Source organism: Pseudomonas sp. JQ170C, assembly GCF_035581345.1.
In the GTDB taxonomy this organism is placed as follows: Bacteria; Pseudomonadota; Gammaproteobacteria; order Pseudomonadales; family Pseudomonadaceae; genus Aquipseudomonas.
Map to the genome: position 1 here is coordinate 2,908,988 of NZ_CP141608.1, position 25,628 is coordinate 2,934,615.

25 protein-coding genes and 2 riboswitches are annotated in these 25,628 nt (G+C 64.9%); of the genes, 20 read left to right on the forward strand and 5 right to left on the reverse strand.

Features of this window, described 5'->3' with window-relative positions; all coding sequences use genetic code 11:
* Nucleotides 1-161 precede the first annotated feature (161 nt).
* From mnxG to U9R80_RS13505, 19 genes are all read left to right on the forward strand, one after another.
* Nucleotides 162-6,035, forward strand: coding sequence for a manganese-oxidizing multicopper oxidase MnxG (mnxG, locus tag U9R80_RS13415; RefSeq protein ID WP_301837837.1), 5,874 nt, complete (start codon nt 162-164; stop codon nt 6,033-6,035).
* Nucleotides 6,036-6,052: 17 nt separating this feature from the next.
* Nucleotides 6,053-8,053 (forward strand): YncE family protein, encoded by a 2,001-nt coding sequence (locus U9R80_RS13420; protein WP_301837836.1) that lies wholly within the window; start codon nt 6,053-6,055, stop codon nt 8,051-8,053.
* A complete protein-coding gene (locus U9R80_RS13425) occupies nt 8,050-8,697 on the forward strand; it encodes an SCO family protein (RefSeq protein WP_301837834.1) in 648 nt (215 codons plus the stop codon). The genes U9R80_RS13420 and U9R80_RS13425 overlap by 4 nt, the downstream gene beginning before the upstream one ends.
* 26 nt (nt 8,698-8,723) lie before the next feature.
* Nucleotides 8,724-9,398 carry an SCO family protein gene (locus tag U9R80_RS13430; protein ID WP_301838001.1) on the forward strand — a complete coding sequence of 225 codons (675 nt, stop codon included), beginning with the start codon at nt 8,724-8,726 and terminating at the stop codon, nt 9,396-9,398.
* A 5-nt stretch (nt 9,399-9,403) separates the two neighbouring features.
* Complete coding sequence (locus U9R80_RS13435; protein WP_301837833.1) at nt 9,404-10,939, forward strand: cytochrome c/ABC transporter substrate-binding protein; 1,536 nt, start codon at nt 9,404-9,406, stop codon at nt 10,937-10,939.
* Nucleotides 10,936-11,580 carry a SurA N-terminal domain-containing protein gene (locus tag U9R80_RS13440; RefSeq protein WP_301837832.1) on the forward strand — a complete coding sequence of 215 codons (645 nt, stop codon included), beginning with the start codon at nt 10,936-10,938 and terminating at the stop codon, nt 11,578-11,580. The genes U9R80_RS13435 and U9R80_RS13440 overlap by 4 nt, the downstream gene beginning before the upstream one ends.
* Before the next feature lie 229 nt (nt 11,581-11,809).
* Entirely contained in the window at nt 11,810-12,343 is a 534-nt protein-coding gene (locus U9R80_RS13445) for a response regulator (RefSeq protein ID WP_301837831.1), read from the forward strand.
* Between the two features lie 53 nt (nt 12,344-12,396).
* Complete coding sequence (locus U9R80_RS13450) at nt 12,397-14,100, forward strand: GspE/PulE family protein (RefSeq protein ID WP_301837830.1); 1,704 nt, start codon at nt 12,397-12,399, stop codon at nt 14,098-14,100.
* The gene (locus U9R80_RS13455) at nt 14,081-14,869 is read left to right on the forward strand and encodes a hypothetical protein (protein WP_301837829.1); all 789 of its coding nucleotides are present in this window, start codon (nt 14,081-14,083) and stop codon (nt 14,867-14,869) included. Before U9R80_RS13450 ends, U9R80_RS13455 begins: the two co-directional genes overlap by 20 nt.
* A 1-nt stretch (nt 14,870) precedes the next feature.
* Nucleotides 14,871-15,413, forward strand: coding sequence for a PilN domain-containing protein (locus U9R80_RS13460; RefSeq protein WP_301837828.1), 543 nt, complete (start codon nt 14,871-14,873; stop codon nt 15,411-15,413).
* Nucleotides 15,400-15,948 (forward strand): type 4a pilus biogenesis protein PilO, encoded by a 549-nt coding sequence (gene pilO, locus U9R80_RS13465; RefSeq protein WP_301837826.1) that lies wholly within the window; start codon nt 15,400-15,402, stop codon nt 15,946-15,948. The genes U9R80_RS13460 and pilO overlap by 14 nt, the downstream gene beginning before the upstream one ends.
* Nucleotides 15,948-16,448: a hypothetical protein gene (locus U9R80_RS13470; protein ID WP_301837825.1), complete on the forward strand. Its 501-nt coding sequence runs from the start codon at nt 15,948-15,950 to the stop codon at nt 16,446-16,448. Before pilO ends, U9R80_RS13470 begins: the two co-directional genes overlap by 1 nt.
* Nucleotides 16,445-18,274: a secretin N-terminal domain-containing protein gene (locus U9R80_RS13475; protein WP_301837824.1), complete on the forward strand. Its 1,830-nt coding sequence runs from the start codon at nt 16,445-16,447 to the stop codon at nt 18,272-18,274. The genes U9R80_RS13470 and U9R80_RS13475 overlap by 4 nt, the downstream gene beginning before the upstream one ends.
* A gap of 3 nt (nt 18,275-18,277) precedes the next feature.
* Entirely contained in the window at nt 18,278-18,751 is a 474-nt protein-coding gene (locus tag U9R80_RS13480) for a prepilin-type N-terminal cleavage/methylation domain-containing protein (protein ID WP_301837823.1), read from the forward strand.
* 5 nt (nt 18,752-18,756) lie between these two features.
* Nucleotides 18,757-19,131 carry a type II secretion system protein gene (locus tag U9R80_RS13485; RefSeq protein ID WP_301837822.1) on the forward strand — a complete coding sequence of 125 codons (375 nt, stop codon included), beginning with the start codon at nt 18,757-18,759 and terminating at the stop codon, nt 19,129-19,131.
* Nucleotides 19,106-19,633, forward strand: a complete 528-nt coding sequence (locus tag U9R80_RS13490; protein ID WP_301837821.1) for a type II secretion system protein — start codon at nt 19,106-19,108, stop codon at nt 19,631-19,633. The genes U9R80_RS13485 and U9R80_RS13490 overlap by 26 nt, the downstream gene beginning before the upstream one ends.
* The gene (csgE, locus tag U9R80_RS13495; protein ID WP_301837820.1) at nt 19,630-20,037 is read left to right on the forward strand and encodes a curli production assembly/transport protein CsgE; all 408 of its coding nucleotides are present in this window, start codon (nt 19,630-19,632) and stop codon (nt 20,035-20,037) included. The genes U9R80_RS13490 and csgE overlap by 4 nt, the downstream gene beginning before the upstream one ends.
* Complete coding sequence (locus U9R80_RS13500; protein WP_301837818.1) at nt 20,034-20,453, forward strand: curli assembly protein CsgF; 420 nt, start codon at nt 20,034-20,036, stop codon at nt 20,451-20,453. Before csgE ends, U9R80_RS13500 begins: the two co-directional genes overlap by 4 nt.
* 27 nt (nt 20,454-20,480) lie before the next feature.
* Entirely contained in the window at nt 20,481-21,323 is an 843-nt protein-coding gene (locus tag U9R80_RS13505) for a CsgG/HfaB family protein (RefSeq protein ID WP_301837817.1), read from the forward strand.
* A gap of 151 nt (nt 21,324-21,474) precedes the next feature.
* Here the strand turns inward: U9R80_RS13505 and U9R80_RS13510 are convergent, their stop codons facing one another.
* From U9R80_RS13510 to U9R80_RS13530, 5 genes are all read right to left on the reverse strand, one after another.
* Nucleotides 21,475-21,720: a DUF1272 domain-containing protein gene (locus U9R80_RS13510; protein WP_301837816.1), complete on the reverse strand. Its 246-nt coding sequence runs from the start codon at nt 21,718-21,720 to the stop codon at nt 21,475-21,477.
* A 93-nt stretch (nt 21,721-21,813) separates the two neighbouring features.
* Nucleotides 21,814-22,560: a precorrin-4 C(11)-methyltransferase gene (gene cobM / locus U9R80_RS13515; protein ID WP_301837815.1), complete on the reverse strand. Its 747-nt coding sequence runs from the start codon at nt 22,558-22,560 to the stop codon at nt 21,814-21,816.
* A 27-nt stretch (nt 22,561-22,587) separates the two neighbouring features.
* On the reverse strand, nt 22,588-22,989 hold the full coding sequence (locus U9R80_RS13520; RefSeq protein ID WP_301837814.1) for a cobalamin biosynthesis protein: 402 nt from the start codon (nt 22,987-22,989) through the stop codon (nt 22,588-22,590).
* A 1-nt stretch (nt 22,990) separates the two neighbouring features.
* Nucleotides 22,991-23,683 carry a CbtA family protein gene (locus tag U9R80_RS13525; protein ID WP_301837812.1) on the reverse strand — a complete coding sequence of 231 codons (693 nt, stop codon included), beginning with the start codon at nt 23,681-23,683 and terminating at the stop codon, nt 22,991-22,993.
* A 10-nt stretch (nt 23,684-23,693) separates the two neighbouring features.
* Nucleotides 23,694-23,879 carry a CbtB domain-containing protein gene (locus tag U9R80_RS13530; protein WP_274115663.1) on the reverse strand — a complete coding sequence of 62 codons (186 nt, stop codon included), beginning with the start codon at nt 23,877-23,879 and terminating at the stop codon, nt 23,694-23,696.
* 97 nt (nt 23,880-23,976) lie between these two features.
* A riboswitch (cobalamin riboswitch) is annotated at nt 23,977-24,204 on the reverse strand.
* Between the two features lie 60 nt (nt 24,205-24,264).
* Nucleotides 24,265-24,461, forward strand: a riboswitch (cobalamin riboswitch).
* A 98-nt stretch (nt 24,462-24,559) separates the two neighbouring features.
* Here U9R80_RS13530 and cobW point away from each other — a divergent pair.
* Complete coding sequence (cobW, locus tag U9R80_RS13535) at nt 24,560-25,627, forward strand: cobalamin biosynthesis protein CobW (protein ID WP_301837809.1); 1,068 nt, start codon at nt 24,560-24,562, stop codon at nt 25,625-25,627.
* The last annotated feature ends 1 nt before the right edge of the window (nt 25,628 follow it).

Below are 25,628 nucleotides of genomic sequence, written 5' to 3' on the forward strand. Positions count from 1 at the left end.
CGCGATAAGGGCTTCCCCCGTTTAGTGGGGAATACCGGGGAATCCCCCCCAATCAAGATTCAGTACCCGCTCCAAGCTTCTGATAAATAACTAAAAAACCATCTGGCACGGGGCTTGCTCAAGCCTTCTCAGAGAACCCAAGGCACCAGCGGAGGTGCACGATGACCCCCCTTAAAGGCTCTGTCCTTACCTCATTGCTGCTGGCCGCTGCCACTTTGGGTTGGCAGGACGTCAGCGAGGCTGCGGTGCGTTGCGAACGCAACCTGGTGGCCAACGTGGTTGCCCTCGATCAGCCGCTGATGTTCAACCGGCTGGGGGCGCAGAACGCCAATGGCATGATGTTCGCCCTGCGCCGCGACGTGGTCGACGAGCACAATGTCTCCCTGGCCCATGGCGGGGCCGCGGTGCCGGGCAAGGTGACGCTGCGGCCCGACAAGCGGCCACGGCCCATTGTGCTGCGGGTGGCCGCCGGTGACTGCCTGACCGTGAATCTGCAGAACCTCCTGGCCTATCAGGCCAACCCGAACAAACACGGTATCGATCACGAAGAAGAAAACGAAGGCGAAGAAAACGAGGCCGAAGAGAACGAGTTCGAGAACGAAGGCAACGAACAAGGTGACGAGAGCTTTGTGGTCGATGACCAGGTCACCGACCGCCATGTGGGCTTCCAGGTCAACGGTATGCAGGCGGTCAACAGCATCGGTGACATCGCCGCCAACACCGGCCGCAACGGCAACTTCCTGATCGCCCCCGGCGCCACCCGTACCTACACCTTGTATGCCGAGCGCGAAGGCGCCTTCGCCGCCACCAGCCAGGGTGCCACCTTCGGCGGCCAGGGCGGCGCCGGCAACGTCGCCAACGGCCTGTTCGGCCAGGTGGTGGTGCTGCCCAAGTATGCCCGCACCTACCGCAATACCCTGACCGAGGAAGAGATGCGCCTGGCCACCACCGGCCGGGCACCGACCGGCCAGCCGATCGTCGATTACCAGGCGCGCTATCCGCAGCGCGAACCCTGGATCCGCGAAGGCAAGGCCGGCTCGCCGATCATCGCCATGGTCGATGGCAGCGAGATCATTTCCAGTGAATCCGATGCCGTGGTCATGGGCCCCAACACCGATGGCAGCTTCCCGCCGTCCACCTACCCGCTGGAGAGCATCGGCAAGCGCAACCCGGCGGTGCCCAACCGCCTGGAGCCGTTCCGCGACTTCGCCGCCCAGTTCACCGATGAAGCGGCCGCCACCCAGGCCTTCCCCGGCTACTGGGCCGACCCGGTCATGGGCCATGTGCTGGAGCCGACCCGCGACTCGTTCATGATCAACTACGGTTCCGGCGGCATGGGCGCCGAAGTGGTGGCCAACCGCCTGGGCGTGGGGCCGATGCACGACTGCCTGTCGTGCTCCTATGAAGAGTTTTTCCTGAGCTCGCACACCGTCGGTGACGTGGCGATGCTGGTCGATGTGCCCGCCAACATCGGCCTTGAAAACATTCGCCCGGGGCAGACCCCGAGCGCCGAGCAGATCGGCGTCAAGGCCACCATGGCCCTGTACCCGGCAGAGCCTGCCAACGTCAACCACAGCTACATTGGTGACTTCGTCAAGTTCCGCAACACCCACAACGGCCACGAGCAGCACATTTTCCACCTGCACGGGCACCAGTGGCTGTTCAACCCCAATGACGACAACTCCGACTATGTCGACGCCCAGGGCATTGGCCCGGGGGTGGGCTACACCTATGAAATCGCCAACGGCGGTTCGGGCAACCGGAACCGGGTCGCGGGCGATGCGATCTACCACTGCCACTTCTATCCGCACTTTGCCCAAGGCATGTGGAGCATGTGGCGGGTACATGATGTGTTCGAGGAAGGCACCCGCCTTGAGGTGTCCAACCAGGGCGAAGACGGCTATCACAGCCAACCCTATGCCTTGCGCAGTGGCAAACCGGCTGCCGGTGCCCGGGCCCTGCCCGACGGCGAGATTGTCGCCGGCACGCCTATTCCGGCCATTGTGCCGCTGCCAGGCAAGGCCATGGCGCCGATGCCGGGCAAAGTGGCGGTGATTCCAAAACTGGCGCCGACCCTGGTGGCCGAAAACGATGACGATGACGACGAAGAGGAAGCCGGCGATGACGACTCCGGTCACCACGACCAGGCCCCCCGTGCCATTGGCTCGCTGGTACTGGTAGACCGCAGTGACCTCAACGCCGACGGCAGCCTGAAGAACCCTGGCTATCCATTCTGGATCGGCGGCATGGAAAGTACCGTCGGCCAACGTCCGCCAACCCCACCGCTGGACATGCTCGACCCCGACAAGGCCACCGCGCTGAAAAACACCGGCAAAGCCCTGTGGGCCAACCTGGACCCGAATCAGGTCGGCGGTTGGGACGGTGGTTTGCCTCGCCATTCCCTCGACGGCATGGCCGCCGGTGGCGAAGCAATCACTACCACCACCGCGCTGGACTTCACCAAGTCGATCACCAAGGCCAAGGCGGTGTTCCTGCCGGAGGAGGGCACCGACGTCGAGCAGGCGGCGATGAGCTTCCATTCCAAGCTTGAACACCCCAGCTACGCCGTGCTGCCCGACAGCCAGATGGTGCCGCGCAACTTCCGCACCAATGGTGCCGCCCCCACGGCAGGCGCACCGTTCTTCGAGCCCTGCATGGACGACCGCGCCAAGCGCCTGACCCTGGCGGCCGGCACCGGTGAGTTCAACAGCGGCGAACGCCTGGACGCCATGACGTTTACCGGCTCCTCGACCTTTACCGCCGACCGTCCGCGTATCTACAAGGGCGCCAACATCCAGTTCGACGCGGTGTACAACAAGGTCGGCTACCACTTCCCGCAGGCGCGCATCATTGCCCTGTGGGAAGACGCCTGGCCGGTGATCAACAAACAGCGCCCACCAGAGCCGCTGGTGATGCGCATGAACACCTTCGATTGCGTGATGTACCAGCACACCAACCTGATCCCGTCGTACTACGAGATGGACGACTACCAGGTGCGTACCCCCACCGACGTGATCGGCCAGCACATCCACCTGCCCAAGTGGGACCTGACCGCCGCCGACGGCTCGGCCAACGGCTGGAACTACGAAGACGGCATTCTCTCGCCCGGCACTGTCGTCGAGCGTATCCATGCCATTCGCGAGTTCAACCAGTGCCAGAGCAGCGGTGACCCGCGCGAAGGCACCGCCGAGTGCCCGGTGGCCAGGCCCCACCCGTTCTTCGGCCGCTACGGGCGGGCCGACTGGATGGGCGCGCGCACGGCCATGCAACGCTGGTTCGCCGACCCTGTGGTCAACGTGCATAACGTCGACCGGGGCCTGGGCACCATCTTCACCCACGACCACCTCGGCCCATCGACTCACCAGCAACTGGGCCTGTATGCCACCGTCCTGGCGGAACCGGCAGGTTCCACCTGGTACCACGCGGAAACCGGCGAGCAGTTGTACAACCCGGCGGTACGCGAGGACGGTGGCCCGACTTCCTGGCAGGCGGTGGTCAAGACCGGCGACCTGGACGGCGACGGGCGCAATGACAGCTATCGGGAGTTCTTCCTGGAGTACAGCGACTTCCAGCATGCCTATGAAGCCGGTGTGTATGTAGGCGCAGGCCCCGACGGCATCCCCAATGGCCAGGCGTACCCGGCCACCGCCGACAGCTTCCGTTTTGCGATCAACCCGCCTGTGCGGCAAAAAGCCTCGAACCTGCTCGAGGCGGTGGTGGAGTCCCGTGGCGGCCTGTCGCCGGGATGCCCATCGCGGCCTTGCCCGCAAGCCATCTCGGTGGATGACCCAGGCATGTTCGTCGTCAACTACCGCAACGAGCCCCTGGCCCTGCGGGTCTACGACCCCTACAAAGTGGCGCCCGATGGCAAGCGTGGCATGCAGGCCGACGGCATGGGTGGCGACCTCGCGTTCGCCATGCAAAGCCGCACCGACCGTGCCATCCCGGCGATGAACCTGTCGCCGGCGGCGATCACCTCGGCCGTGGGCCCAACCGGTGGCACCACGCTGTTCCCACCGCACATCAACAAGGCCGGTGCCGAGCCGGGCGACCCCTTCACCCCGATGCTGCGGACCTACTCCGGTGACAACGTGCGCCTGCGCATGCACGCCGGTGGTCATGAAGAGGAACACAACGTGACCCTGCACGGCGTCAAGTGGCTGCAGAACGGCTCGGGCTTCGGCAATAGCTCGAACTCCGGGTGGAAGGCCTCGCAGATGGTGGGTATCTCCGAGCAACTGGGCTTCATGGCGCCGGTGTCGATGATCTCCAGCTCCTCGGCGCCCAACGGCGACTACCTGTACTCGCTCGATGCCGCCCACGAAGGCTACTGGAACGGTATCTGGGGGGTAATGCGCAACTACACCGCCAACCGTCCCGACCTGTTCCCGCTGCCCAACAACCCCTTGCCGATGGCCGCGCGCAACACCGTGGCGTTCGACGGTATCTGCCCGCGCTACACCGCCAACGCCACCGGCATTGGCACCCGGCCAACCGTGCAGCGCAGCTATGAGATTGTCGCGGCCCTGGCCAACGACATTCTCGGCAACCCGCTGGCGGTGAGCATCAATGACCCAAGCGGCGTCGGCCAGCATGTCGGCGGCCCGTTGAAGGCCAATGGCGGCACGCTGGTCTACAACAGCCGGCGCACCAGTATCCCGCAGGTGACCGTGACCGATCCGGAGGACGGCGAGACCTTCACCGTGGGTGGCCACAGCGGGCCGCTGCATGACCCGACCGCCATCCTCTATGTACGCAAGGCCGACCTCGACCCTGTGACCGGCAAGCTCAAGCCCGGTGTACCGATCGAGCCCCTGGTGCTGCGTGCAGCGGCCGGTGACTGCCTGAAAATCACCCTGGAGAACCGCCTGCCCATGGTGATGCCAGACTTGCCGAGCACCGCGGTGATGCAGAACGTGGTCAAGCGCGACCGTCAGGGCAGCGAAGGCTCCACCGCCTTCAACAACAACTTGATGCGGCCGTCGAGCCATGTCGGTCTGCACGCGCAGCTGCTGGCCTACGACATCACCAAGTCGGACGGCGCCAACGTCGGCCAGAACCCGGTGCAGACCGTACCGCCGCGCGCCGGCAACAGCGGCGCCTACCCGAGCAAGGTGTACCAGTACTACGCCGGGCACCTGGAGCGTGAAGGCAAGCCGGTGATGCAGCTGGGCCGTGCGGTGGACAACATCAACACCACTGCCATCGAGTTCGGCGGCCTGAACATCACCCCGGCCGATGTCATCAAGCAGGGGCAGAAAGGCCTGGTGGGCGCCATGAGCATCCTGCCGCAGACCGCCACCTGGACCGAAGACACCGCCAGCCGCGCCTCGGCCACGGTGCAGGTTCCCGGGCAGCCGGCCTACCGTGACTTTGCCACCGTGTGGCAGCGGGCGCTGAACATGCGCTGGTCCGACGGCCGTCCGGTGGAAGGCATCGCCACTGAAGGCAATGGCGTACCGGGGGATCCGAAAGACAACTCCAATATGGCCATCAACTACAAGACCGAGCCGCTGTGGTTCCGCTTCGGCCTGGCCCCGGATGCGCCGTTCGGCCATGCCGACGGCTACGGCTGGGCGGATGTCCCCAACGCGCACATGGCCTACAGCAACGCCCTGGTGGGCAGCGACCCGCAAACGCCGGTGCTGTGGGCAAGGCCGGGCCAGCCGTTCCGTAACCACGTACTGATGCCTACCGGCGGCAGCCGCGGTATCACCTACCAGCTCGATGGGCACATCTGGCCGCTGCATAACTACCAGGCCGAGAAATCCGACGTCAGCGGCTACCCCTTGAACCTGCCGGGCATTGGTTCGGTGCGCTTTGGCTACAACCCGCAGGCGATGTTCATCGGTGCCCAGGAAAGCGTGCTGCCAGCGGCGCACTTCAGCTTCATGGTGCCCAGTGCCGGGGGGGCCAATGCGGTGCCGGGCGACTACCTGTTCCGCGACTACGCTGCATACGGTAATGCCTCGGGGTTGTGGGGCATCCTGCGGGTAACGCAAGAGACACCACCAGCCACGCCACCAGCGCAGTAAGGAAAGGGGAAGAGGTCATGATCAATAAAAAAGGACCGTTGTACCTGGGACTGCTGACCGGATTGACCCTGATGGGCTTGGGGGTCGCCTATGAAAGTCTCTGGTGCGACCCGCGCAGCGAGCTGGCCAAGGTCGAGGCCGACGCCAAGGCCGACCCGCTGGCCTTGCACCGGCTCAGTCGCGACGGTGTCACCGTCGAGTTCGAGGCCCGGCCGCTGGGCAGCGGCGGGGTGCTGACCGAGGGGGCCTTTGCCAACGTGCGCTTCAAGATCACTGACCAGAACAGCGGCCAGCCACTGTCGGGGGTATCCCCCGGCGCCTGGCTGGACCCGGCGCTGACCGGCGAGGCCGCCAAGGACCGCAGCAACAGTTGCAAGGCGCGGGTGGCGCTGTTTCTCAAAAGCAGTATCGGTGCCCGGCCGTTGCTTGACCTCAACAGCTACTTCCTGCTGGTACTGAACAAGGACGCCAGCCTCACCGTGATCGACCCCTCGGTGTCGGTGGGCGGTGTCACCAGTACCCTGGCGCGTATCGAGTTGCCCGGCCAGCCGATGGACTGGACCCCCAGCGGCGATGACAAGCTGGTGTTCGTGTCGATCCCCGAACGTGGGGAAGTGGCACTGATCGACACCGAGACCTTCCAGCGCATCGGTAGCATTCCCGCCGGCAAGCAACCGCTGCGCGTAGCCCTGCAGCCCGACCAGCGCCTGCTGTGGGTCGGCAACAATGCCAGCGATCCGGCCCAGAGTGGCGTCACCGTGATTGACGTCCCCAGCCGCAAGGCCATGAAGTTTTTCGCCACCGGCGCCGGCCACCACGAAATCGCCTTTAGTGCCGACTCGCGCTACGCCTTTGTCAGCAACCGCGACAGCGGCACCTTGAGCGTGATCGACGCCAGCGACATGCGCCTGGTCAAGACCGTCGACGTCGGCTCGCACCCGTTGTCGGTGGCTTACTCGGCGCTGTCCCAGGCGGTGTACGTGGCCGACGGGCGTGACGGCACCATCAGCGTGATCGACGCGCGCAACCACACCCAGCGCCACCTGATCCAAGGCAAGCAAGGGCTGGGGCCGATGCGCTTCAGCCGGGACGGGCGCTTTGGCATCGTCCTCAACACCCTGGAAAACCAGGCACTGGTGATCGATGCCAGTACCGACCGGCTGATCCACAGCCTGCCGGTGGCGGCCGAACCCTACCAACTGACCTTTACCCAGGCCTATGCCTATGTCCGTGGCCTGGCGTCCTCCAAAGTCAGCATGATCAACCTGAGCAGCCTCGGCGAAGGGCGCCAGCCCATTGTTCAGGGCTTCGACGCCGGCGCCGCGGCCCCGCGCCAGGCCGGCGACCTGCCGCTGGCCCAGGGCCTGACCGTGGCCCGGGACGAAAACTCGGTGTTCGTGGTCAACCCGGCCGACAACACCACCTACTTCTACGCCGAAGGCATGAACGCACCGATGTCCGGCTACCCCAACCGTGGCCACAACGCCCGGGCGGCGTTGGTGATCGACCGCAGCCTGCGTGAAGTGGCGCCGGGGGTGTACAGCTCGACGGTGAAGCTGCCGGCCGCAGGCACCTTTGACGTGGCGTTCCTGCTCAACCAGCCACAGATCATTCACTGCTTCAGTACCGAAGTGGCCGCTTCGCCCACCGCCCCGCATCGGCAAACACCGCAGATCGAGTTCATGCTCGAACCCGCCGTGGTGGTCCAGGGCACTCCTTTCACGGCGCGCTTTCGCATCGTCGAAGGCAACGGTGCGCCGCGCAACGGCATCAAGGACCTGAGCGTGCGCTACTTCCTCGCGCCGTCGTCGCGGGCCCGCAACAGCCAGGTCACCGAGGTGGGTGACGGGGTGTACGAGGCCGCCCTGGACCTGGCTGAAAGCGGCGCCTGGTACCTGCATGTCCAGGCCCCGTCGCTAGGCGATGCCTTTGCCGAGAAAAACTATGCCAGCCTGCGGGTGCTGCCCGCGGAGGCTCAACAAGCGTCTGACACCGGTTCAACAAGGAGTTCGCGATGAAAAAGCTCGCTCGCTGCAGACTGTTCAGCCTGTGCCTGTTGGCCGCCAGTTGTGGCCTGGCCCAGGCCCACAACGGCGTCGACCACAGCGCCCACGGTACGCCCGCTGCCCACCAGGAAAAAACCTCGGTGCGCTTTGCCGATGTACAACTGCTGGACCAGAACGGCATGCCGGTTCGCCTTGAAAAGGACCTGGTGGCCGATCGCCTGGTGGTCATGGGCTTTATCTACACCAGCTGCACCACGGTGTGCCCGGTGGTGTCCTCGATCATGGCCAAGGTGCAAAAGCAATTGGGCGGCAGGGTGGGCAGCGAGGTGCAGTTGGTTTCGATCAGCGTCGACCCCCAGCGCGACGACTCCAAGCGCCTGCTCGACTACGCCAAGACCTTCCAGGCCGGCCCCGGCTGGAGCTGGTTGACCGGCACACCGTATGCGGTCAACGAAACCCTCAAGGGTCTGGGCAGCTTCAGCGCCAACCTGGGTGAGCATCCGCCGCTGATCCTGGTGGGCGATGGCCGCAGCGGCAAATGGACCCGCTTCTATGGCTTTACCGACCCCGCCTTGCTGGTCACTGAAATCGACCGGCTCAGCGCCCGGCGGGTGCATGCCAAGCACACCGCCATTGCACAGGAGGTGCAGCCATGAGCGCCGCCAGCCACCGTGCGGGGAGAATGCGCAGTGTCGACTGGCTGGCCCTGGGGGCCTGCCTGTGGATTCTGAGCAGCGTGGCCTTTGCCCATGAAGGCCACCAGGCCGGGCCTGACTGCGGCAGGAGCGGGCTTGACCCGCGATGCGATTTGCCTGATACGACGCAATCGCGGGTCAAGCCCGCTCCTACGGCGTCCACCCACGACGCCCAGGCGTACTTCACCGACAGCCTGGTGCAGGATCAGAACGGCCGCACCCTGCGCTTCTACAGCGATGTATTGAAGGACAAGGTGGTGATGCTCAATGTGATCTTCACCCACTGCAACGACGCCTGCCCACTGATCACCCGCAAGCTGCGCGAAGTCCGCGAGGCCATGGGCGAGGAGCAGGCCAGCAAGGTGACCTTCATCTCCCTGAGCAGTGACCCGACCAACGACACCCCGCAGGTGCTCAAGGAGTTTGCCCAGAAGCAAGGGGTGGACGGGCCCAACTGGCTGTTCCTGACCGGTGACAAAGCGCAGATGGACCTGGTGCTGGCACGCCTGGGGCACCTGATTCCCAGCCCTGAACAGCATTCCACCCAATTGATTGCCGGTGACGTGGCCAACAAACGCTGGAGCAAGATCCGCCCCGACGCGCCTGCCCAGGCCATCGCCCAGCGCCTGCAACTGCTGTCGCAACCGCTGGCCGGACGTTGAACAGCATGAACGTCGTACTGCGTGCAGGGGCCCTGGTGCTGATGCTGGCTGCCAGCGTCCAGGCCCTGGCCCTGGACCTGAGCCCGGCCGAGCTTGCCGGCAAGCGCCTGTACCGTGAGGGCCTGTCGAGCAGCGATGCCCAGGTGTCGGCGCGGGTGGGCGCTGCCGACATGCTGGTGCCGGCCAGCGTGGTGCCGTGCGCCAGTTGCCATGGCGCCGACGGCCTGGGCCGCGCCGAGGGCGGCGTACGCCCGCCGGTGTTGAGTTGGCAGCGCCTGGCGATGGGGCAGCAGCTGCGCCAGGCGAACGGCAGGTACTACCCGGCCTATACCGAGGCCTCGCTGGCCCGGGCTATCCAGGAAGGTCGCGACCCGGGTGGCAATCAACTGGACCCGGCGATGCCACGGTTCGTGTTGAGCATGGCCGACCAGCGCAACCTCAATGCCTACCTCAAGCGCCTGGCCGATGACCGCGACCCGGGTGTGGAAGAACAGACCTTGCGCCTGGGCACCTTGCTGCCTACCCAGGGCCCGCTGGCCGGGTCGGCGAAAGTGATTGCGGCGGTGCTTGCGGACCGCATCGCCCACATTAACCAGCAGGGGGGGATTCATGGCCGCCAGCTTGAACTGGTGAGCCTGGACCCCGGTCCCGACCAGGACAGTGCCGAGAAGGCCTTGAGGCAATTGCTGGTGCAGGACCCGGTGTTCGCCATGATTGCCCCCCTGGCCCCGGCACTGGAGTCGACCCTGGCCACACGCCTTGAACAGGCCAAAGTACCGTTGGTGGGGACCGCACCGGCATTGGCTGACAGTGTGCAGATCTTCGACCCCTTGCCGGGCTTGCGTGAACAGCTGCTGAGCCTGGCCGACTACGCCCAGGCCAACCTGGCCCTGGAGCAGGCCGACACACGGATTGTGTATGCCGACGAGGCGCAGGCAAGCCTGGCCCGCCACCTGGAGCATGCACTGCAGGATCGCGGCTGGAGCGATGTCCGGGCGCAGCCGCTCAATGCCTGGGGCGGGGAAGGGCAGGCGATTTTCTTCCTCGGCCAGGGCGACAGTTTTACCCGGCTGACCGCCGCGTTGAAGCAGGCCGGCCACACGCCGTACCTGTTCGCCGTTTCAAGCCAGGTGGCCGGGCAGCTGCCGCAGGTGCCCGATGCCTGGTCGCGGCGGGTCTTCCTGGCCTATCCCTTTGTACCCGGCGATTGGACGGCGACCGGTCGCGAAGCGCTGAGCGCCCTGCGCCAGCGCCAGGGCCTGGATGGGCGCCAGGGTGTGTTGCAGGTGAGCACCTGGTGCGCCATGCAGCTGCTCAGCGATGCGCTCAAACGCATCGGTCGCGATGCCAGCCGGGAGAAGCTGGTACTGGCGCTCGAAAGCCTGCATGACGTGCAGACCGGCCTCACTCCACCTTTGGGCTTCGGCCCGGGGCGCCGCCAGGGTCTGGCGGGCGCTCACGTTGTCACCCTGGAAATGCCCGGCCCGGTATTCCGCCCGGTTGCCGCCTATCGGCCCGTCGTCGAGGTGAATTCGCCATGAAACTGCTCGGTCTGTTGTTGTGCCTGTTGGCCTTGCCGCTGCAGGCGCAGGAAGGGCCGCCCGCGGCCCTGGTCAATGGCGTGGCCATCAGTCAGTTGCGCCTTGATCGCTATTTCACCGAATACCTCGAAGACCGCGGGCGGGCGCTGACCAGCATTCGCAACCCCAGCGTGTACAAGCGTCTGCGCGACCAGGCCCTGAACGACCTGATCGACAAGGAACTGCTCTGGCAGGAAGCCCAGCGCCAGGGCGTGACGGTCAGCGACGCCGAGGTCAACGCACAGGTCGAGCAACTGCGCCAGGCCTTCGGCTCGTCCCAGACTTTTGAACAGCGCCTGGCCGATGCCGGGTTCGATACCACCAGCTTTGCCGCCTACACCCGCCATGAACTGGCCGCACAACGGGTCTTCCTGGCCGCCACGCAGGTGCCCGAGCCCGATGCTGCACAGGTAAAAGCTTTTTATCTGGCGAACGAGAATTCTTTTCAAGCACAGCAGAACCAAAGCGCCAGCAACCCTGTCGAAGCTGAGCAGGGACTGGCACTGGCAAAATCCATCCTGATCGATCAGCAACAGGCGCAGGCGCGCCACGCCTTGCTACAGCGTCTACGAGACGCCGGGCAGGTGCAGAAACTTGACTGACGACTGACTTGACCCCCAATGTTGGGGACATCAGTAGGGCAAAGTGCCAGCCGGTCCCCGGCATTGGGGGGAGGGCGCGGGGTACATTTGCGTCTACGCTTAAAGAATCAACGACATAGCACAGTTAATAGCGCCGTCTCATGTCTGGCACGAAGCATGCGTAAGCCTGTATAAGGTCGCACTTCGCCAGACCGGGAAACCGGGCCTGTGGTGCTTCGAGGAGTCGACCTTGGTTAACACAGTATTGGTAGTCGATGACGAACAGACCCTTGCGGGCAATATCCAGGCGTACCTGGAAGCGCAAGGCCTGAACGTCCATGTTGCCTACGACGGGGAAACGGCCATCGGCGAAGCCGAACGCACCCAACCCGACGTGATAGTGCTCGATTATCGCTTGCCCGACATGGAGGGGTTTCAGGTACTGGAGACCGTGCGTCAACGCAGGGACTGTCATTTCGTGCTGATCACCGCCCATCCGACCGCCGAGGTCCGTGAGCGTGCAACCCAGCTAGGCGTCAGTCATATCCTGTTCAAGCCTTTTCCACTGACGGAACTGGCCCGCGCAGTCTTCGACCTGATGGGCATCAAGCGTGAAGAGAAGGGCACCGGCAACACGGACACAGGGTTTGTCGAACGACGCCAGAGCAGGAGTGAAAGTTTCCCCCTGCAGTTGTTCGATGGTAGTTGGGTGCTGGCAGACCGCCGCCGTAACGGCGCAAGGCCTCCAGAACCGGACGAGGACCAACTGCTCACCGGGGAGTAATGCGCGAGCAAACCTGAACCTGGCTTGCCGCGCTCCGCGCTGGAGAGCAAGCCATGGAAACCTTGTCGCTCGCTGTAGTCCCCGCCCAGGCTTCGCTGCCTGTGCCCCTGGGGCGCGAGTTACTGGCTCAAGCCCGAGCCACCGCTGAGCAGAGTGCCGAACGCCTGATCGACACCCTGCAACGCTTGAGCGGTCTGGCCCCTGCCGACTTTGTCGCCGCCCTCGGCACCACCCTGCATTACCCGGTACTGGACGGCCAGGCGCTGTTCGCCGCCACCCCGCTGTTCGACCGCGTCAGCCTGGCCCAGTGCCTGAAGCGCGAATTCATCTTCCTGGAACACGACGGCCAGGCGCTGGGCGTGTTCGCCGACCCCTTCGACACCGCCCGTCTTGCCTGGATCGACGAATGCCTGCAAGGCGCGCCGCTGTACCTGGTGCAAGCAGCCGAGCTGACCGGCTTTCTGGCCCGCCACGAAGAAAGCTTCCATGCCGTCGACTCGCTGGATAACGACAGCGAGGCGGTCGCCGAGCTGGACACCGTGCAAAGCCTGTCGCTGGCCAGCATCAGCGAAGACCAGAGCCGGGTGGTCAAACTGGTCAACTCCACCCTCTACGACGCCCTGAAGATGCACGCCAGCGACATCCACCTGGGCGTGACCGGCAGCGGCCTGGTGATCAAGTACCGTATCGACGGCGTGCTCAACAGCATCAGCAAGGTCAGCGGCAGCGAGTTCGCCGAGCAGGTGATCTCGCGGATCAAGGTCATGGCCGAGCTGGATATCGGTGAAAAGCGCGTCCCCCAGGACGGTCGCTTCAAGATCGGCATCAGCGCCCGGCAGATCGACTTTCGTGTGTCGATCATGCCGAGCATCTTCGGCGAGGACGCGGTGCTGCGGGTGCTCGACAAACAGGACCTGGCCGACCGCGTCAGCGGCGTGCAGCTCCAGGCCCTGGGTTTTGAAGACCATACCCTGCGCAGCCTGCGCCGGCTGGCCAACGAACCCTATGGCATGATCCTGGTCACCGGCCCCACCGGCAGCGGCAAGACCACCACCCTCTACGCCATGATCAGCGAGATCAACCACGGCGTAGACAAGATCATCACCATCGAAGACCCGGTCGAGTACCAGTTGCCGGGCGTGCTGCAGATCCCGGTCAACGAAAAGAAGGGCCTGACCTTCGCCCGTGGCCTGCGCTCGATCCTGCGTCACGACCCCGACAAGATCATGGTCGGTGAGATCCGCGACCCGGATACCGCGCAGATCGCCGTGCAATCGGCCCTGACCGGCCACCTGGTGTTCACCACCATCCACGCCAACAACGTGTTCGATGTGATCGGCCGCTTCAGCCAGATGCAGGTCGACCCCTACAGCTTTGTTTCCGCCCTCAACGCCGTGCTGGCCCAACGCCTGATCCGCCTGGTGTGCCCGCACTGCGCCGCGCCCCATCACCCCGACGACGAGGAACTGAGCCTCTCGGGGCTCGAAGCCGGGCAGGTCGGTGACTACCACTTCGTCCACGGCAAAGGCTGCGGCCAGTGCCGGGGCAGCGGCTATCGCGGCCGTACCGCCATCGCCGAACTGCTGCACCTGGACGACGAACTGCGGCAAATGATCGTTGAACGTCGCCCCCTGGCCCAGATCCGCACCCTGGCCTGCCAGCGCGGGCTGCGCCTGCTGCGCAGCTCGGCACTGGAGCTGGTGCGCGATGGCCGGACCACCTTGGAGGAGATCAATCGTGTCACATTTGTCGCCTGATCGTTTCGTCGCCGTGCTTGGCGCCCAAGGCGTCGGCCTGTCCCGGCTCCAAGGCCAGGCACAACAGTGGCTGGGCAGCCTGGGCTTTATCGCCGAGCGCAGCCAGGCCGCCACCCAGGCCCTGGATACCCTCCACAGCCTGCTCAGCGAGCAACGCTGCAAGGGCGCGCAGCTGCAACTGCTGCTGTCGGCGCAGTACTGCCGCTTTTGCCTGGTGCCCTGGAGCGCCGCCATCAACCGCCCGGATGAACTGCACCACTATGCACGGGCCTGCTTTGAAGCCCACTACGGCCAGAGCCTGGACGGCTGGCGCCTGGTGGTGTCGCCGGAAAGTGCCGGCAGCGCCCGGATTGCCACCGCCGTGCCCGAAGCCCTGCTGCAACGCCTCAACGACCACTGCCGCGCCCTGGGCTTGCGCCTGCGCTCGGTGCGCCCGTACCTGATGGCGGCCTACAACCGCTTTGCCGAGCAACTGGGGCAGGGCGACTTCCTGTTCGTGCTGGCCGAGCCACAGCGCAGCGTGTGCCTGCTGGCACAGAACGGTAACTGGCAGCAGGTGACCGCCCAGGGCAGCGGTGATAGCGACGCGGCGCTGCAGGCGCTGATCGCCCGCCAGTGCGAACTCAATGCCAGCGAGCGCGAGTTGCCGGTGTTCCTGCATGCCCCGGGCCGCGTGGAGCAACCCCCGGCGCTGGACGGCGTGCAGCTGTGTGCTCTGACTGAACCGGACGGTGACGTGCTGTGCAGCATGTCCCGGGCGGTGGCCTGACATGCGCCGCCTGGAGCTGGATTTCCAGCCACGGCGCACGGGCCTGGGCGCCTGGGCGCTGCTGCTCGCCGGTGCCAGCCTGGTGCTCGGCGCAACGTTGCTGCAGCAAGGTTTCGGCCAGCAGCAGGAGGCCCTTGAGCAGCAGTTGCAGCAGGTCGAACGGCAACTGGGCAAGCGTCCGGAAGCAGTCACTTCGTTGACCCCGGCACAAAGCCGCGAGCAGACCGAGAAACTGGCCCAGATGCGCAGTGTCTCGCAGCAACTGCAACGCCCCTGGGAGCGCCTGTTCAACATGCTCGAAGGCTTGCCCCAGGACGACGTGGCATTGCTGACCCTGACCCCGGACGCCCGTAAAGGCCAGGTGCGCATCAGCGCCGAGGCCCGTGACCTGGAAGCGATGCTGGCCTTTCACAAACGCCTGGAAGCCAGTGGCGAGCTGCGCGATGTGTCGCTGCTCAACCACGAAATCGTGGCCAAACAGCCCGAGCATCCGGTGCAGTTCAACTTGTCGGCCACCTGGGAGATCGGCAATGCGCATCCCTAGCCTGATTCTGCACGAACGTGCGCAGCAGCTCGGCGTGGTCGGCCTGGCCGGTGGCGCGCTGGTGGTGCTGGCCTTGCTCTACGGCGCGCTCGCCGTGCTGCCGCAGTGGCAGCAGGTGCAAGACCTTGAAGTGCGCACCGAGGACGCCCGCGACCAACTGCGCCAGCTCAAGAGCGGCACCCTGAAGCTGCCGCAGATGCCCCAGCACGAACTTGAGGACTTTCACAAGCAGCTACCGGCCCAGCCCCAGGCCACCGTGGCCATCGACCGCATCTACAGCCTGGCCAAGACCGAACGCATCAGCCTGTCCCGGGGCGAGTACGCCCTGGGGGTGGATCCGAAGACCCAACTGGCGCGCTACCAGATTCTCCTGCCGGTGCGCGGCAGCTATCCGCAGATCCGCCGTTTTGTCCATGCCTTGCTCGGTCAACTGCCGGCCCTGGTGCTCGAAGACGTCGACCTGCAACGCAAGAAGATCGGCGACAGCGAGCTGACCGGCCGCCTGCGTATGACCCTTTACCTGTCGAGGTCATGATGAACACTCAACGCCGCCTGGCCTGGCTGGCCTTCCTCGGATCTGCTGCCGTACTGGCCTGGGCACCGGGGTACTTTTTCGACGATGAAGCCGCCGATACCGGCGCCACCGTCGCGGTCGCCGACAAGGCCCAGGCCACTGTCGCCGACGCCGCTGGCAGCGCCGCCAAGCCCACCAGCCTCAAGCCACGGGACCTGTTCCCGAGCAAGAGCTGGAAGCCGGCCGTGCAGATGGCCACCGTCACCGAAAAACCGGCAGTGGTGGCCCCCGTGGTGGCGGCGCCCACGGCACCGGCGCTGCCGTTCCAGTTCGTCGGCCGCCTGCACAACCTTGAAGATGAGCAGGTGTTCCTGCAAAGCGGTGAAAAGCTCTACGTCGTACGTCGCGGTGATGTGATCGACGACATTTATCGGATCGAGCAGATCTCCGCCACGGAGCTGAGCCTGGTCTACCTGCCATTGCACCTGTCCCAGACCTTGTCTGTAGGGAGCGCACCATGAATTCGTCCAGGTTGTGCAACAAAGCGCCATTTTTGATGCTTGCACTGTGCGTCGCCCTGGCCGGCTGCGGCACGACTGCCGCACGCAAGGATGGCCAGGCGCTGATCAATGAAGGGCAATACGAAGCCGGCATCGCCCGGCTTGAAGAAGCCCTCAAGGAAGATCCGCGCGACACCGAGTTGAACATCGCCCTGATGCAGGGCCGCAAGCAGTCGGTGGAAGAGCTGCTGGCCAAGGCCGACAGCGACCGCAGCCACCACGACTTTGCCGGGGCGCGCATGGGCTACGGCCGGGTGCTGACGCTGGAGCCGAACAACCGCCGCGCCCAGGACGCCGTGCGCCAGATCGAGCAGATGCGCAACCTGGGCGAGCGGGTTGCCCTGGGCCAGGCGGCGCTGCGCAGCGGCGACCTGTTCGGTGCCGAACGGCACATGCGTGAGGTGCTGCAACTGGACCCGCAGAACGAAGCCGGCCTGGCCCTGCGCAAGGACATTGAACTGGTACAGAGCCGCACCGCCCAGCCCAACCCGCAACTGCAGACCAAACTGGAAAAACCGGTGACCCTGGAGTTTCGTGACGCCAACCTCAAGACCATTTTCGAGGTGCTGTCGCAGGTGGCGGGGCTGAACTTCATCTTCGACAAAGACCTGCGCCCGGACATGAAAGCCACCATCTTCGTACGCGACGTGCGTATCGAAGACGCCGTGTCGCTGCTGCTGGAACAGAACCAGCTGCACCAGAAGGTGGTGAACGAAAACACCTTGCTGATCTACCCAGACTCGCCGCAGAAGACCAAGGACTATCAGGAATTGGTCATGCGCACCTTCTACCTCACCAGCATCGACTCCAACACCGCGCTGAACATGGTCAAGACCATGCTCAAGACCCGCGACGTGTTCGTCGATGAACGCCTCAACACCCTGACCATGCGCGACACCCCCGACGCGGTACGCATGGCCGAGAAACTGCTGCAGTCCCAGGACCAGTCCAACCCTGAAGTGGTGCTGGAGGTGGAAGTGATGGAAGTGGCCCGTTCGCGGATCCTGGAGCTGGGCCTGCAATGGCCCAACACCTTCGGCATCCTCAACAACGACGGCAACCCGGTCAGCACCATCGACCAGCTGCGCGGCATCAACTCCGAGCGGATCACCTTCTCGCCATCGCCCCAGGCCAAGATCAACGCCCAGGACAACGACATCAATACCCTGGCAAGCCCGGTGATCCGGGTCAGCAACCGCGAGCAGGCACGTATCCATATCGGCCAGCGGGTGCCGATCATCAGCGCCACCTCGGTGCCCTCGACCCAGGGCCCGGTGATTACCGAGAGCGTGACCTACCTGGATGTCGGCTTGAAGCTCGAAGTGACTCCGGTGGTGCACCTGAACAACGAAGTGGCGATCAAGATTTCCCTTGAAGTCAGTAACGCCAAGCCCCTCGAGCCCACTCGCCAGGGCACCATCCCGGTCCAGGTCGACACCCGCAACGCCCAGACCAGCCTGCGCCTGCATGACGGCGAAACCCAGGTGCTGGCGGGCCTGGTGCGCAACGACGAAGGCGCCAGTGGCAACAAGATTCCCGGCCTTGGCGATATTCCAGGCCTGGGCCGGCTGTTTGGCAGCAACCGCAACGACAAGAGCCAGTCGGAGCTGGTGCTGTCGATCACCCCGCGGATCGTGCGCAACTTGCCCTACCAGAGCCCCTCGGACATGGAGTTCCCCACCGGTACCGAGACCAGCATGCAGATCCGCAACCTCAACCGCAGCATCGACGTCGACGTGGAAACCGAGCAACCCATCGCCGCCGTTCCTACCGGCGTGAGGCCCTGAGCCATGAAACGGTCAATGGCAGGATTCAGCCTGATTGAAGTGATGCTGACCCTGGCCCTGCTCGGGTTGCTGGCTTCGATTGCCGCACCGCTGACCGAAACCCTGGTTCGCCGGGGCAAGGAACAGGAGCTCAAGACCGCCCTGTACCAGATCCGCGACGCCATCGACGCCTACAAGCGCGCCTTTGACGCCGGCTACATCGAGAAGTCGCTCAACGCCACCGGCTACCCGCCGAACCTGCAGGTGCTGGTCGATGGCGTGAGGGATGTGCGCAGCGCCAAGGGTGCCAAGTTCTACTTCCTGCGGCGCATTCCCCGTGACCCATTGGTTGCCGCCAAACGCGACGACGAAGGCGGCTGGGGCCTGCGCACCTACGAAAGCTCCGCCCAGAACCCGCGCGAAGGGGAGGATGTCTTCGACGTCTATTCCCGGGCGCGGGGCAAGGGCCTCAACGGCATCGCCTACGGGCAGTGGTGACCAGCATGAAACGTAGCCAAGGTTTCACCCTGATCGAGCTGCTGGTGGTGATGGCGATCATCGCCACCTTGATGACCATCGCCATGCCGCGCTATTTCCAGAGCCTGGAGACCTCCCGCGAAGCCACCCTGCGCCAGAGCCTGGCGGTGATGCGCGAAGCGCTGGACCACTACTACGGCGACACCGGGCACTACCCCGATTCGCTGGAGCAGCTGGTCGAACAGCGTTACCTGCGCAGCGCCCCCCTGGACCCGATCACCGAGCGCCGCGACATGTGGCAAGTGGTGGCCCCACCGGAAGGCGTGGCGGGTTCGGTGGCCGATATCAAGAGCGGTTCAACCGGGAGGGCGCGTGATGGCAGTCTTTATGCCGAGTGGTAGCGCCGCCGAGGCGGGCTTCACCTACCTGGGTGTGCTGTTGCTGATTGCCGTGACAGGCATCGCCCTGGGTTCCACCGTCACCCTGTGGTCGACCGTCGCCCAGCGTGAGCGCGAGCGCGACCTGCTGTGGGTCGGCTCCCAGTATGCCCAGGCGCTGCGCAGTTACTACCGCAGCTCGCCGGGCCTTGCGCAGTACCCGCAGACCCTGGATGAGTTGCTCGAAGACCCGCGCTACCCCAACCCCAAGCGCCACATTCGCCAGCTGTACAGCGACCCGATCACCGGCAGTGATGCCTGGGGCCTGGTGCGCTCCATCGACGGACGCATCACCGGGGTCTACAGCGAGTCACAGGAGGCACCGCTCAAACAGACCGGCTTTGCCGCGCAGTGGTCGGACTTTGAAGGCCTGACTCATTACTCCGATTGGCAATTCGTGGCCGAGAAAGCCTTTGCCGAGAACGGCGGCGTGCGCAACGACGCGCCGCAAGGAGCCGGGCAATGAACAGTGGACTGAACCGCCGACTGAGCGCCTGCGCCCTGGCCCTTGTGTTGCTGGCCGGCACCGCCCGGGGCGGTGCCGAGGACGAGATGATGGGCTTTATCGTCGACAACACCATCTCGCACATCGGCCACGACTTTTACTACAGCTTCGCCGAGCGGCTGCGTGCCACCAGCCGCCTGGATTTCAACCTGGTGGTACGCGAAAGGCCGGACGCACGCTGGGGCAGCCTGGTGACGGTCGAGTACGAGCAACGCGTGATCTACAGACGTTTTCTGCCACCCAATACCACTGAACTGAAGGACGCCGCCTATGAAGCGGCCGACCTGGTCAAGGCGCAGATCATCCAGCGCAAGCTGCAGATGCTGTTGCAGGACACCACTGATCTTGAGAGGGACGAGCTATGAACAACAACAATACCTGCCGCCTGGCCTCCCTGGTCCTGCTGACTGCCCTGTGCAGCCAGGCCGGTGCCACTGAACTGGTCTACACCCCGATCAACCCCGCATTCGGCGGCAACCCGCTCAACGGCACCTGGCTGCTCAACAATGCCCAGGCGCAAAACGACCATGACGACCCTGACATCAAGGACCGCGCTTCGGCCCTGGCCAGCACCTCGTCACTGGAGCGCTTCACCAGCCAGCTGGAGTCGCGCCTGCTTTCGCAACTGCTGACCAACATCAACAACGGCAACACCGGCAGCCTGCAGACCGACGCCTTTCTGATCAACGTGCTGGATGACTCCGGTGCCTTGACGATTCAAATCACCGATCGGGCGACCGGTGAGGTTTCTGAAGTGCTGGTCAACGGCCTGAACCCGTAAAGGGCAAGGTAAAGGGGAGAAATAATCATGAAACGATTTCTGACCGCACTGATGATCCTGGCCACCTTGCAAGGCTGCAGCCTGCGCGAGCCGATGCCGGCCGAGCAGGACGGCGAAAGCCCGACCCTGACGCCACGGGCCTCGACCTATTACGACCTGCTGAACATGCCACGGCCCAAAGGCCGGCTGATGGCGGTGGTGTACGGTTTCCGCGACCAGACCGGGCAATACAAGCCGACGCCTGCCAGCTCGTTCTCCACCAGCGTCACCCAGGGGGCGGCGAGCATGCTGATGGATGCCCTGCAGGCCAGTGGCTGGTTCGTGGTGCTGGAGCGCGAAGGCCTGCAGAACCTGCTGACCGAACGCAAGATCATCCGCGCCTCACAGAAAAAGCCTGACACCCCGGTGAACATCCAGGGCGAACTGCCGCCGTTGCAGGCAGCCAACCTGATGCTCGAAGGCGGCATCATCGCCTACGACACCAACGTGCGCAGTGGCGGGGAGGGCGCGCGCTACCTGGGCATCGACATTTCCCGCGAGTACCGGGTCGACCAGGTCTCGGTCAACCTGCGGGCAGTGGACGTGCGCAGCGGCCAGGTGCTGGCCAACGTCATGACCAGCAAGACCATCTACTCGGTCGGACGCAGCGCCGGGGTGTTCAAGTTCATCGAGTTCAAGAAACTGCTGGAAGCCGAAGTGGGCTACACCACCAACGAACCGGCGCAACTGTGCGTACTGTCGGCGATTGAATCGGCGGTAGGGCACCTGCTGGCCCAGGGCATCGAACGGCGCCTGTGGCAAGTGGCCGACGACGGCAGCGGCGACAAGGCGGTGCTGGATAAATACCTGAGTCAGTACCAGGCGCCTTGACGTCGGACCACGACCGCTGTGCGGCCGATCGCAGGCTGCGGGGAGCACATCCGTTCACGCATGGTGAACATCTGTAGGAGCGGGCTTGCCCCGCGATAGCGGTGTGTCAGGCAGACGGCTATCGCGGGGCAAGCCCGCTCCTACCGGGTGGTTAGTGGTTCGGGCAGCCTTGTGCTTTGACGATCCGCTGGGTCGACGCCGGGTACTTGGCCAGTTTTTCAGCCGCCCGCGCCGGGCGTTTGACCAGTTCGCCACCGCAGTTGGGGCACTGGCCCTTGAGGGTGTGCTCGCTGCAGGTACGGCAAAAGGTGCATTCAAACGAGCAGATCAGCGCATCCTGGCTATCGCCCGGCAGGTCACAGCCACAGCATTCGCAGTTGGGTCGCAATTCAAGCATGGTCAACACCTGTAGGCGCGGGCTTGCCCCGCGATGATGGTTGTAAGGGCGAGGAGCGATCGCGGGGCAAGCCCGCTGCCACAGTTTATGCAATCAAGGGCGATACAAGTGGGCATGGCTGGCACGATACAACGCCGATTCGGAAAAGCTGTCGCTGGCCAGCACCCGGCCCACCAGGATCAGCGCCGTACGCCGAAAGCCCTTGGCCTGCACCTGCGCGACGATCCCATCCAGGGTGTCGAGCACCCAGTCCTGGTCCGGCCAGGTGGCGCGATGCACCACGGCAATCGGGCAGTCGCCACCGTAATGCGGACGCAGCGTCTGGACAATCGTCTCCAGGTGCTTGACCCCCAGGTGGATCGCCAGGGTGCTGCGGTGACGCGCCAGGTCAGCCAGGTGCTCGCCTTCGGGCATTGGTGATTTGTCGCCGAAGCGGGTGAGGATCACGGTCTGGGCGATGTCCGGCAAGGTCAGTTCGCAGCCGAGCAGGGCAGCACTGGCCGCCACCGCGGTGACGCCGGGGACGATCTCGTAGGGAATGCCCAGTGCGCGCAAGTAGCGAATCTGCTCGCCAATGGCGCCATACAGGCTTGGGTCGCCGCTGTGTACCCGGGCGATATCCTGGCCCAGCTCATGGGCGGTCTTGATGGCTTCGATGATTTGCCCCAGGTGCAGCTCGGCGCTGTTGATGACGGTCTGGGCGCTGTGCCCTTCGAGCACGGCGGCAGGCACCAGGGAGCCGGCATAGATGATCACCGGGCAACGGTGGATCAGGCGTTGGCCCTTGACGGTAATCAGCTCGGGATCGCCGGGGCCGGCACCGATGAAGTAGACGGTCATGCACAGTCCTTGGGAGAAATAGGGGGATTATCCGCCAATGCCGCGGGCGGTGGCCAATGCCAGGGTGGCATCGGCGTTTAGGGTGCGGGTGACGCGCAGGTGAGCGGGGCCGGCCACCTGCTCGGCCATGGCCAGGGCGGCGCTTTCGGCCACGCCGTGGCAACCGCTGTGGGCGAAGGCGACGTCAGAGCGGTGGCTCAAGCGCGGCGCGAAGGCCGACAGCTGCGCAGCCGAGAAAAACACAACGGGCACACCCAGGCGCCTGGCCAATTGAGTCAGGCCCGGCTCGTCGCGCTTGAGGTCGATACTGGCAAGGCCCGCGACCGCCGCGAGGGGCAGGTCGTGGGCCTTGAGGGTGTGTTCGAGCAGGTTGCCCAGCGTGTCGGCGGGGCAACCCCGCCGGCAACCCAGGCCGACAAACAACTGCATGTCAGGCCTGGTTCGGGCGGCGGAACAGCCAGGCGCTGATCAGGCCCAGGGCCAGCCAGAACGCGGCGTTGGTCACCAGCGAGGCGACCTTGAACTCGGCTTCCAGGGCCTCTGGGGCGAGCATTTCGTGGACTTCAGGCTGCGGCGCGCCAATCACATGAGGCACTACCAACAACACTACGCCCACGGCCTTGAGCAGCCAGTTACGGGCGAACACGATCAGCCCGAGCCCCACGGCGGTGGCGGCGGCGGTGCCCACCCACCAGGCCTGGCGCTGGGCCAGGTCAGCGGCGGCGGTGCCCGGCAGCTCCGGCGGCAGGCCCAGGGTCGGTGCCAGGCAGAACACGGCAAAGCCGCCCAGGCCCCAGAGCGCACCGGTAACGGCGCTGTTGGGCGCGCGCAGGGTGTAGAGCGCGGCCAGGATCAGGGCGAAACCGACGGCGACCACCAGGTTGCCGCCGGTGGTCGACAGCACACGCTGCCAGCCATCTTCAGGCGACCAGGCTTCACTGTCGTGGTGATGGTCGGCGGCGACGCCAGGAGCATGCTCATGGGCCTCGACCACCGGAGCTGCGCTTTCATAGGTTTCCGCCTGCAGAATCAGCGGCGCGACCCAGAAGCTTTGCAGCAGGGTCAGCAGCAGGGCGGCCAGAAGGCCTGCAAACCCTGCGGTACTGGCAATACGCTTGATCATGGGTGGGCACTCAGTGGCAAGGGAAGGCGGCGCTGTGGCGGGTATCGTGGGCAGCGTTGTGCACGGCTTCGATATGCGAGAAACCGGCGAAGTAGACCAGGCACAGGCCCAGCAGCGAGGCACCGACAGCAACCAGCAGGCGCTGGCTCAGGGTTGAGGGGGTAACGGCGGAGTGACTGGCGGTACTGGTACGCATGGCGCTTTCCTCTTGGTGTTGTCGGCAACAGGCAAGCGCAAGAAACCCCTGCACGCAAGACGCCCAGGGGTTGCAACAGCGCCCGCCCACCGCGGGTTTGTCAAATCGAGCCTGGGCCGGTCTCCGGGCTGGCGAGGGCGGGCAGAGTGCCGCGCCGAAGGCGTCACCTTCCCATGCCGGACTACGGGCACAGTGGTTCTGACGCTTTTCTCGCTTACCGTTGCGGGGGCAGCACCGGACTTGTCCTACGCCGTGAACAACACGTGTATGACGCACCGGTTTCCCGTTTCACCCTGTCAAGGGCACCCAAACGAATCGCACTAGCAAATCATGCAACTACGCAAGCGTCAATTGTGACAGCAGTTGACCGCTCACCGGGCACTGCGTAGCCTAGCCGCTTCGAGGTTCTTCGGCGCGGGCCGAAGCTAAGACGGGAACGCGGTTCAAGCCGCGGCTGCCCCCGCAACTGTAAGCATTGAACGGATCGACACAGCCACTGCATCCCTGCGGGAAGGCGTCGTTCCACTGGCCGGCGGCCGGTGCAATGCAAGCCAGGAGACCTGCCTCGATCAGTTTCCGACATTAAACCGGGCGGGGTGATCCGGTGGCGAACGCGCCCGGGCAGTGCTGCCTGCGGTTCTCGTCCTGCATGCCCGCCATTTGCTGCCAAGGGCATCGACATGAAAACACTGGCCAAACTCCCCGTCACCATCGTCACCGGCTTCCTCGGCTCGGGCAAAACCACGCTGCTGCGTCATATGCTCGACAACGCCCAGGGCCGACGCATCGCCGTGATCGTCAACGAGTTCGGCGAGCTGGGTATCGATGGCGAAATCCTCAAGCAGTGCAGCATCGGCTGCACAGAGGAAGAAGCCAGCGGCCGGGTTTATGAACTGGCTAACGGCTGCCTGTGCTGCACCGTGCAAGAGGAGTTCTTCCCGGTGATGCGCGAGCTGGTGGCACGCCGTGGCGATCTGGACCACATCCTCATCGAAACCAGCGGCCTGGCCCTGCCCAAGCCACTGGTGCAAGCCTTCCAGTGGCCGGAAATCCGCAACGCGTGCACGGTCGATGCGGTGATTACCGTGGTCGACAGCCCGGCGGTGGCCGCCGGTACCTTCGCCGCTTACCCCGATCAAGTCGATGCCCAGCGCAAGCTGGACCCGAACCTGGACCACGAGTCGCCGCTGCACGAACTGTTCGCCGACCAGCTGGCCAGTGCCGACCTGGTGGTACTGAACAAAGCCGACCTGATTGCCCCTCAAGACCTGGCCAAGGTACGCGCCGAGGTGCAGGAAGAGTTGCCGCCAGCGGTCAAGGTGATCGAGGCGAGCAGCGGTCGCCTGCCGCTTGACGTGCTGCTGGGCCTGGGCGCCGAATCCGAAGCGCATATCGACGGCCGTCGCACCCACCATGATTCTCACCATGATGGCGATGACCATGACGATCATGACCACGACGCCTTCGACTCGATCTCCATCGAGTTGCCGCAAGCCGACGAAAGCCTGCTGCTCGACGCCCTGACCCAGCTCGTGGTGCAACACGGCATCCTGCGGGTCAAGGGCTTTGCGGCGATCCCCGGCAAGCCGATGCGCCTGCTGATCCAGGGGGTGGGCACCCGTTTCGACAAGCACTTCGACCGCGCCTGGCGCAGTGAAGAGCCACGTACCACGCGCCTGGTGCTGATCGGCCAGGACCTCGATGCCAGCCGACTGGAAGCGAGCCTGCGCGCCGCCCTGGGCGCTTGAT

Excerpts from the sequence above, each read along its gene's own strand:
- U9R80_RS13450 (WP_301837830.1), top strand. The coding sequence starts at position 12,397 with ATGGAAACCTTGTCGCTCGCTGTAGTCCCCGCCCAGGCTTCGCTGCCT.
- U9R80_RS13475 (WP_301837824.1), top strand. The coding sequence starts at position 16,445 with ATGAATTCGTCCAGGTTGTGCAACAAAGCGCCATTTTTGATGCTTGCA.
- pilO (WP_301837826.1), top strand. The coding sequence starts at position 15,400 with ATGCGCATCCCTAGCCTGATTCTGCACGAACGTGCGCAGCAGCTCGGC.
- U9R80_RS13435 (WP_301837833.1), top strand. The coding sequence starts at position 9,404 with ATGAACGTCGTACTGCGTGCAGGGGCCCTGGTGCTGATGCTGGCTGCC.
- cobM (WP_301837815.1), bottom strand. The coding sequence starts at position 22,560 with ATGACCGTCTACTTCATCGGTGCCGGCCCCGGCGATCCCGAGCTGATT.
- U9R80_RS13420 (WP_301837836.1), top strand. The coding sequence starts at position 6,053 with ATGATCAATAAAAAAGGACCGTTGTACCTGGGACTGCTGACCGGATTG.
- U9R80_RS13480 (WP_301837823.1), top strand. The coding sequence starts at position 18,278 with ATGAAACGGTCAATGGCAGGATTCAGCCTGATTGAAGTGATGCTGACC.
- U9R80_RS13530 (WP_274115663.1), bottom strand. The coding sequence starts at position 23,879 with ATGCGTACCAGTACCGCCAGTCACTCCGCCGTTACCCCCTCAACCCTG.
- U9R80_RS13510 (WP_301837816.1), bottom strand. The coding sequence starts at position 21,720 with ATGCTTGAATTGCGACCCAACTGCGAATGCTGTGGCTGTGACCTGCCG.
- mnxG (WP_301837837.1), top strand. The coding sequence starts at position 162 with ATGACCCCCCTTAAAGGCTCTGTCCTTACCTCATTGCTGCTGGCCGCT.
- U9R80_RS13430 (WP_301838001.1), top strand. The coding sequence starts at position 8,724 with ATGCGCAGTGTCGACTGGCTGGCCCTGGGGGCCTGCCTGTGGATTCTG.
- U9R80_RS13500 (WP_301837818.1), top strand. The coding sequence starts at position 20,034 with ATGAACAACAACAATACCTGCCGCCTGGCCTCCCTGGTCCTGCTGACT.
- U9R80_RS13490 (WP_301837821.1), top strand. The coding sequence starts at position 19,106 with ATGGCAGTCTTTATGCCGAGTGGTAGCGCCGCCGAGGCGGGCTTCACC.
- U9R80_RS13425 (WP_301837834.1), top strand. The coding sequence starts at position 8,050 with ATGAAAAAGCTCGCTCGCTGCAGACTGTTCAGCCTGTGCCTGTTGGCC.
- U9R80_RS13525 (WP_301837812.1), bottom strand. The coding sequence starts at position 23,683 with ATGATCAAGCGTATTGCCAGTACCGCAGGGTTTGCAGGCCTTCTGGCC.
- U9R80_RS13485 (WP_301837822.1), top strand. The coding sequence starts at position 18,757 with ATGAAACGTAGCCAAGGTTTCACCCTGATCGAGCTGCTGGTGGTGATG.
- csgE (WP_301837820.1), top strand. The coding sequence starts at position 19,630 with ATGAACAGTGGACTGAACCGCCGACTGAGCGCCTGCGCCCTGGCCCTT.
- U9R80_RS13440 (WP_301837832.1), top strand. The coding sequence starts at position 10,936 with ATGAAACTGCTCGGTCTGTTGTTGTGCCTGTTGGCCTTGCCGCTGCAG.
- cobW (WP_301837809.1), top strand. The coding sequence starts at position 24,560 with ATGAAAACACTGGCCAAACTCCCCGTCACCATCGTCACCGGCTTCCTC.
- U9R80_RS13520 (WP_301837814.1), bottom strand. The coding sequence starts at position 22,989 with ATGCAGTTGTTTGTCGGCCTGGGTTGCCGGCGGGGTTGCCCCGCCGAC.
- U9R80_RS13470 (WP_301837825.1), top strand. The coding sequence starts at position 15,948 with ATGAACACTCAACGCCGCCTGGCCTGGCTGGCCTTCCTCGGATCTGCT.
- U9R80_RS13505 (WP_301837817.1), top strand. The coding sequence starts at position 20,481 with ATGAAACGATTTCTGACCGCACTGATGATCCTGGCCACCTTGCAAGGC.
- U9R80_RS13460 (WP_301837828.1), top strand. The coding sequence starts at position 14,871 with ATGCGCCGCCTGGAGCTGGATTTCCAGCCACGGCGCACGGGCCTGGGC.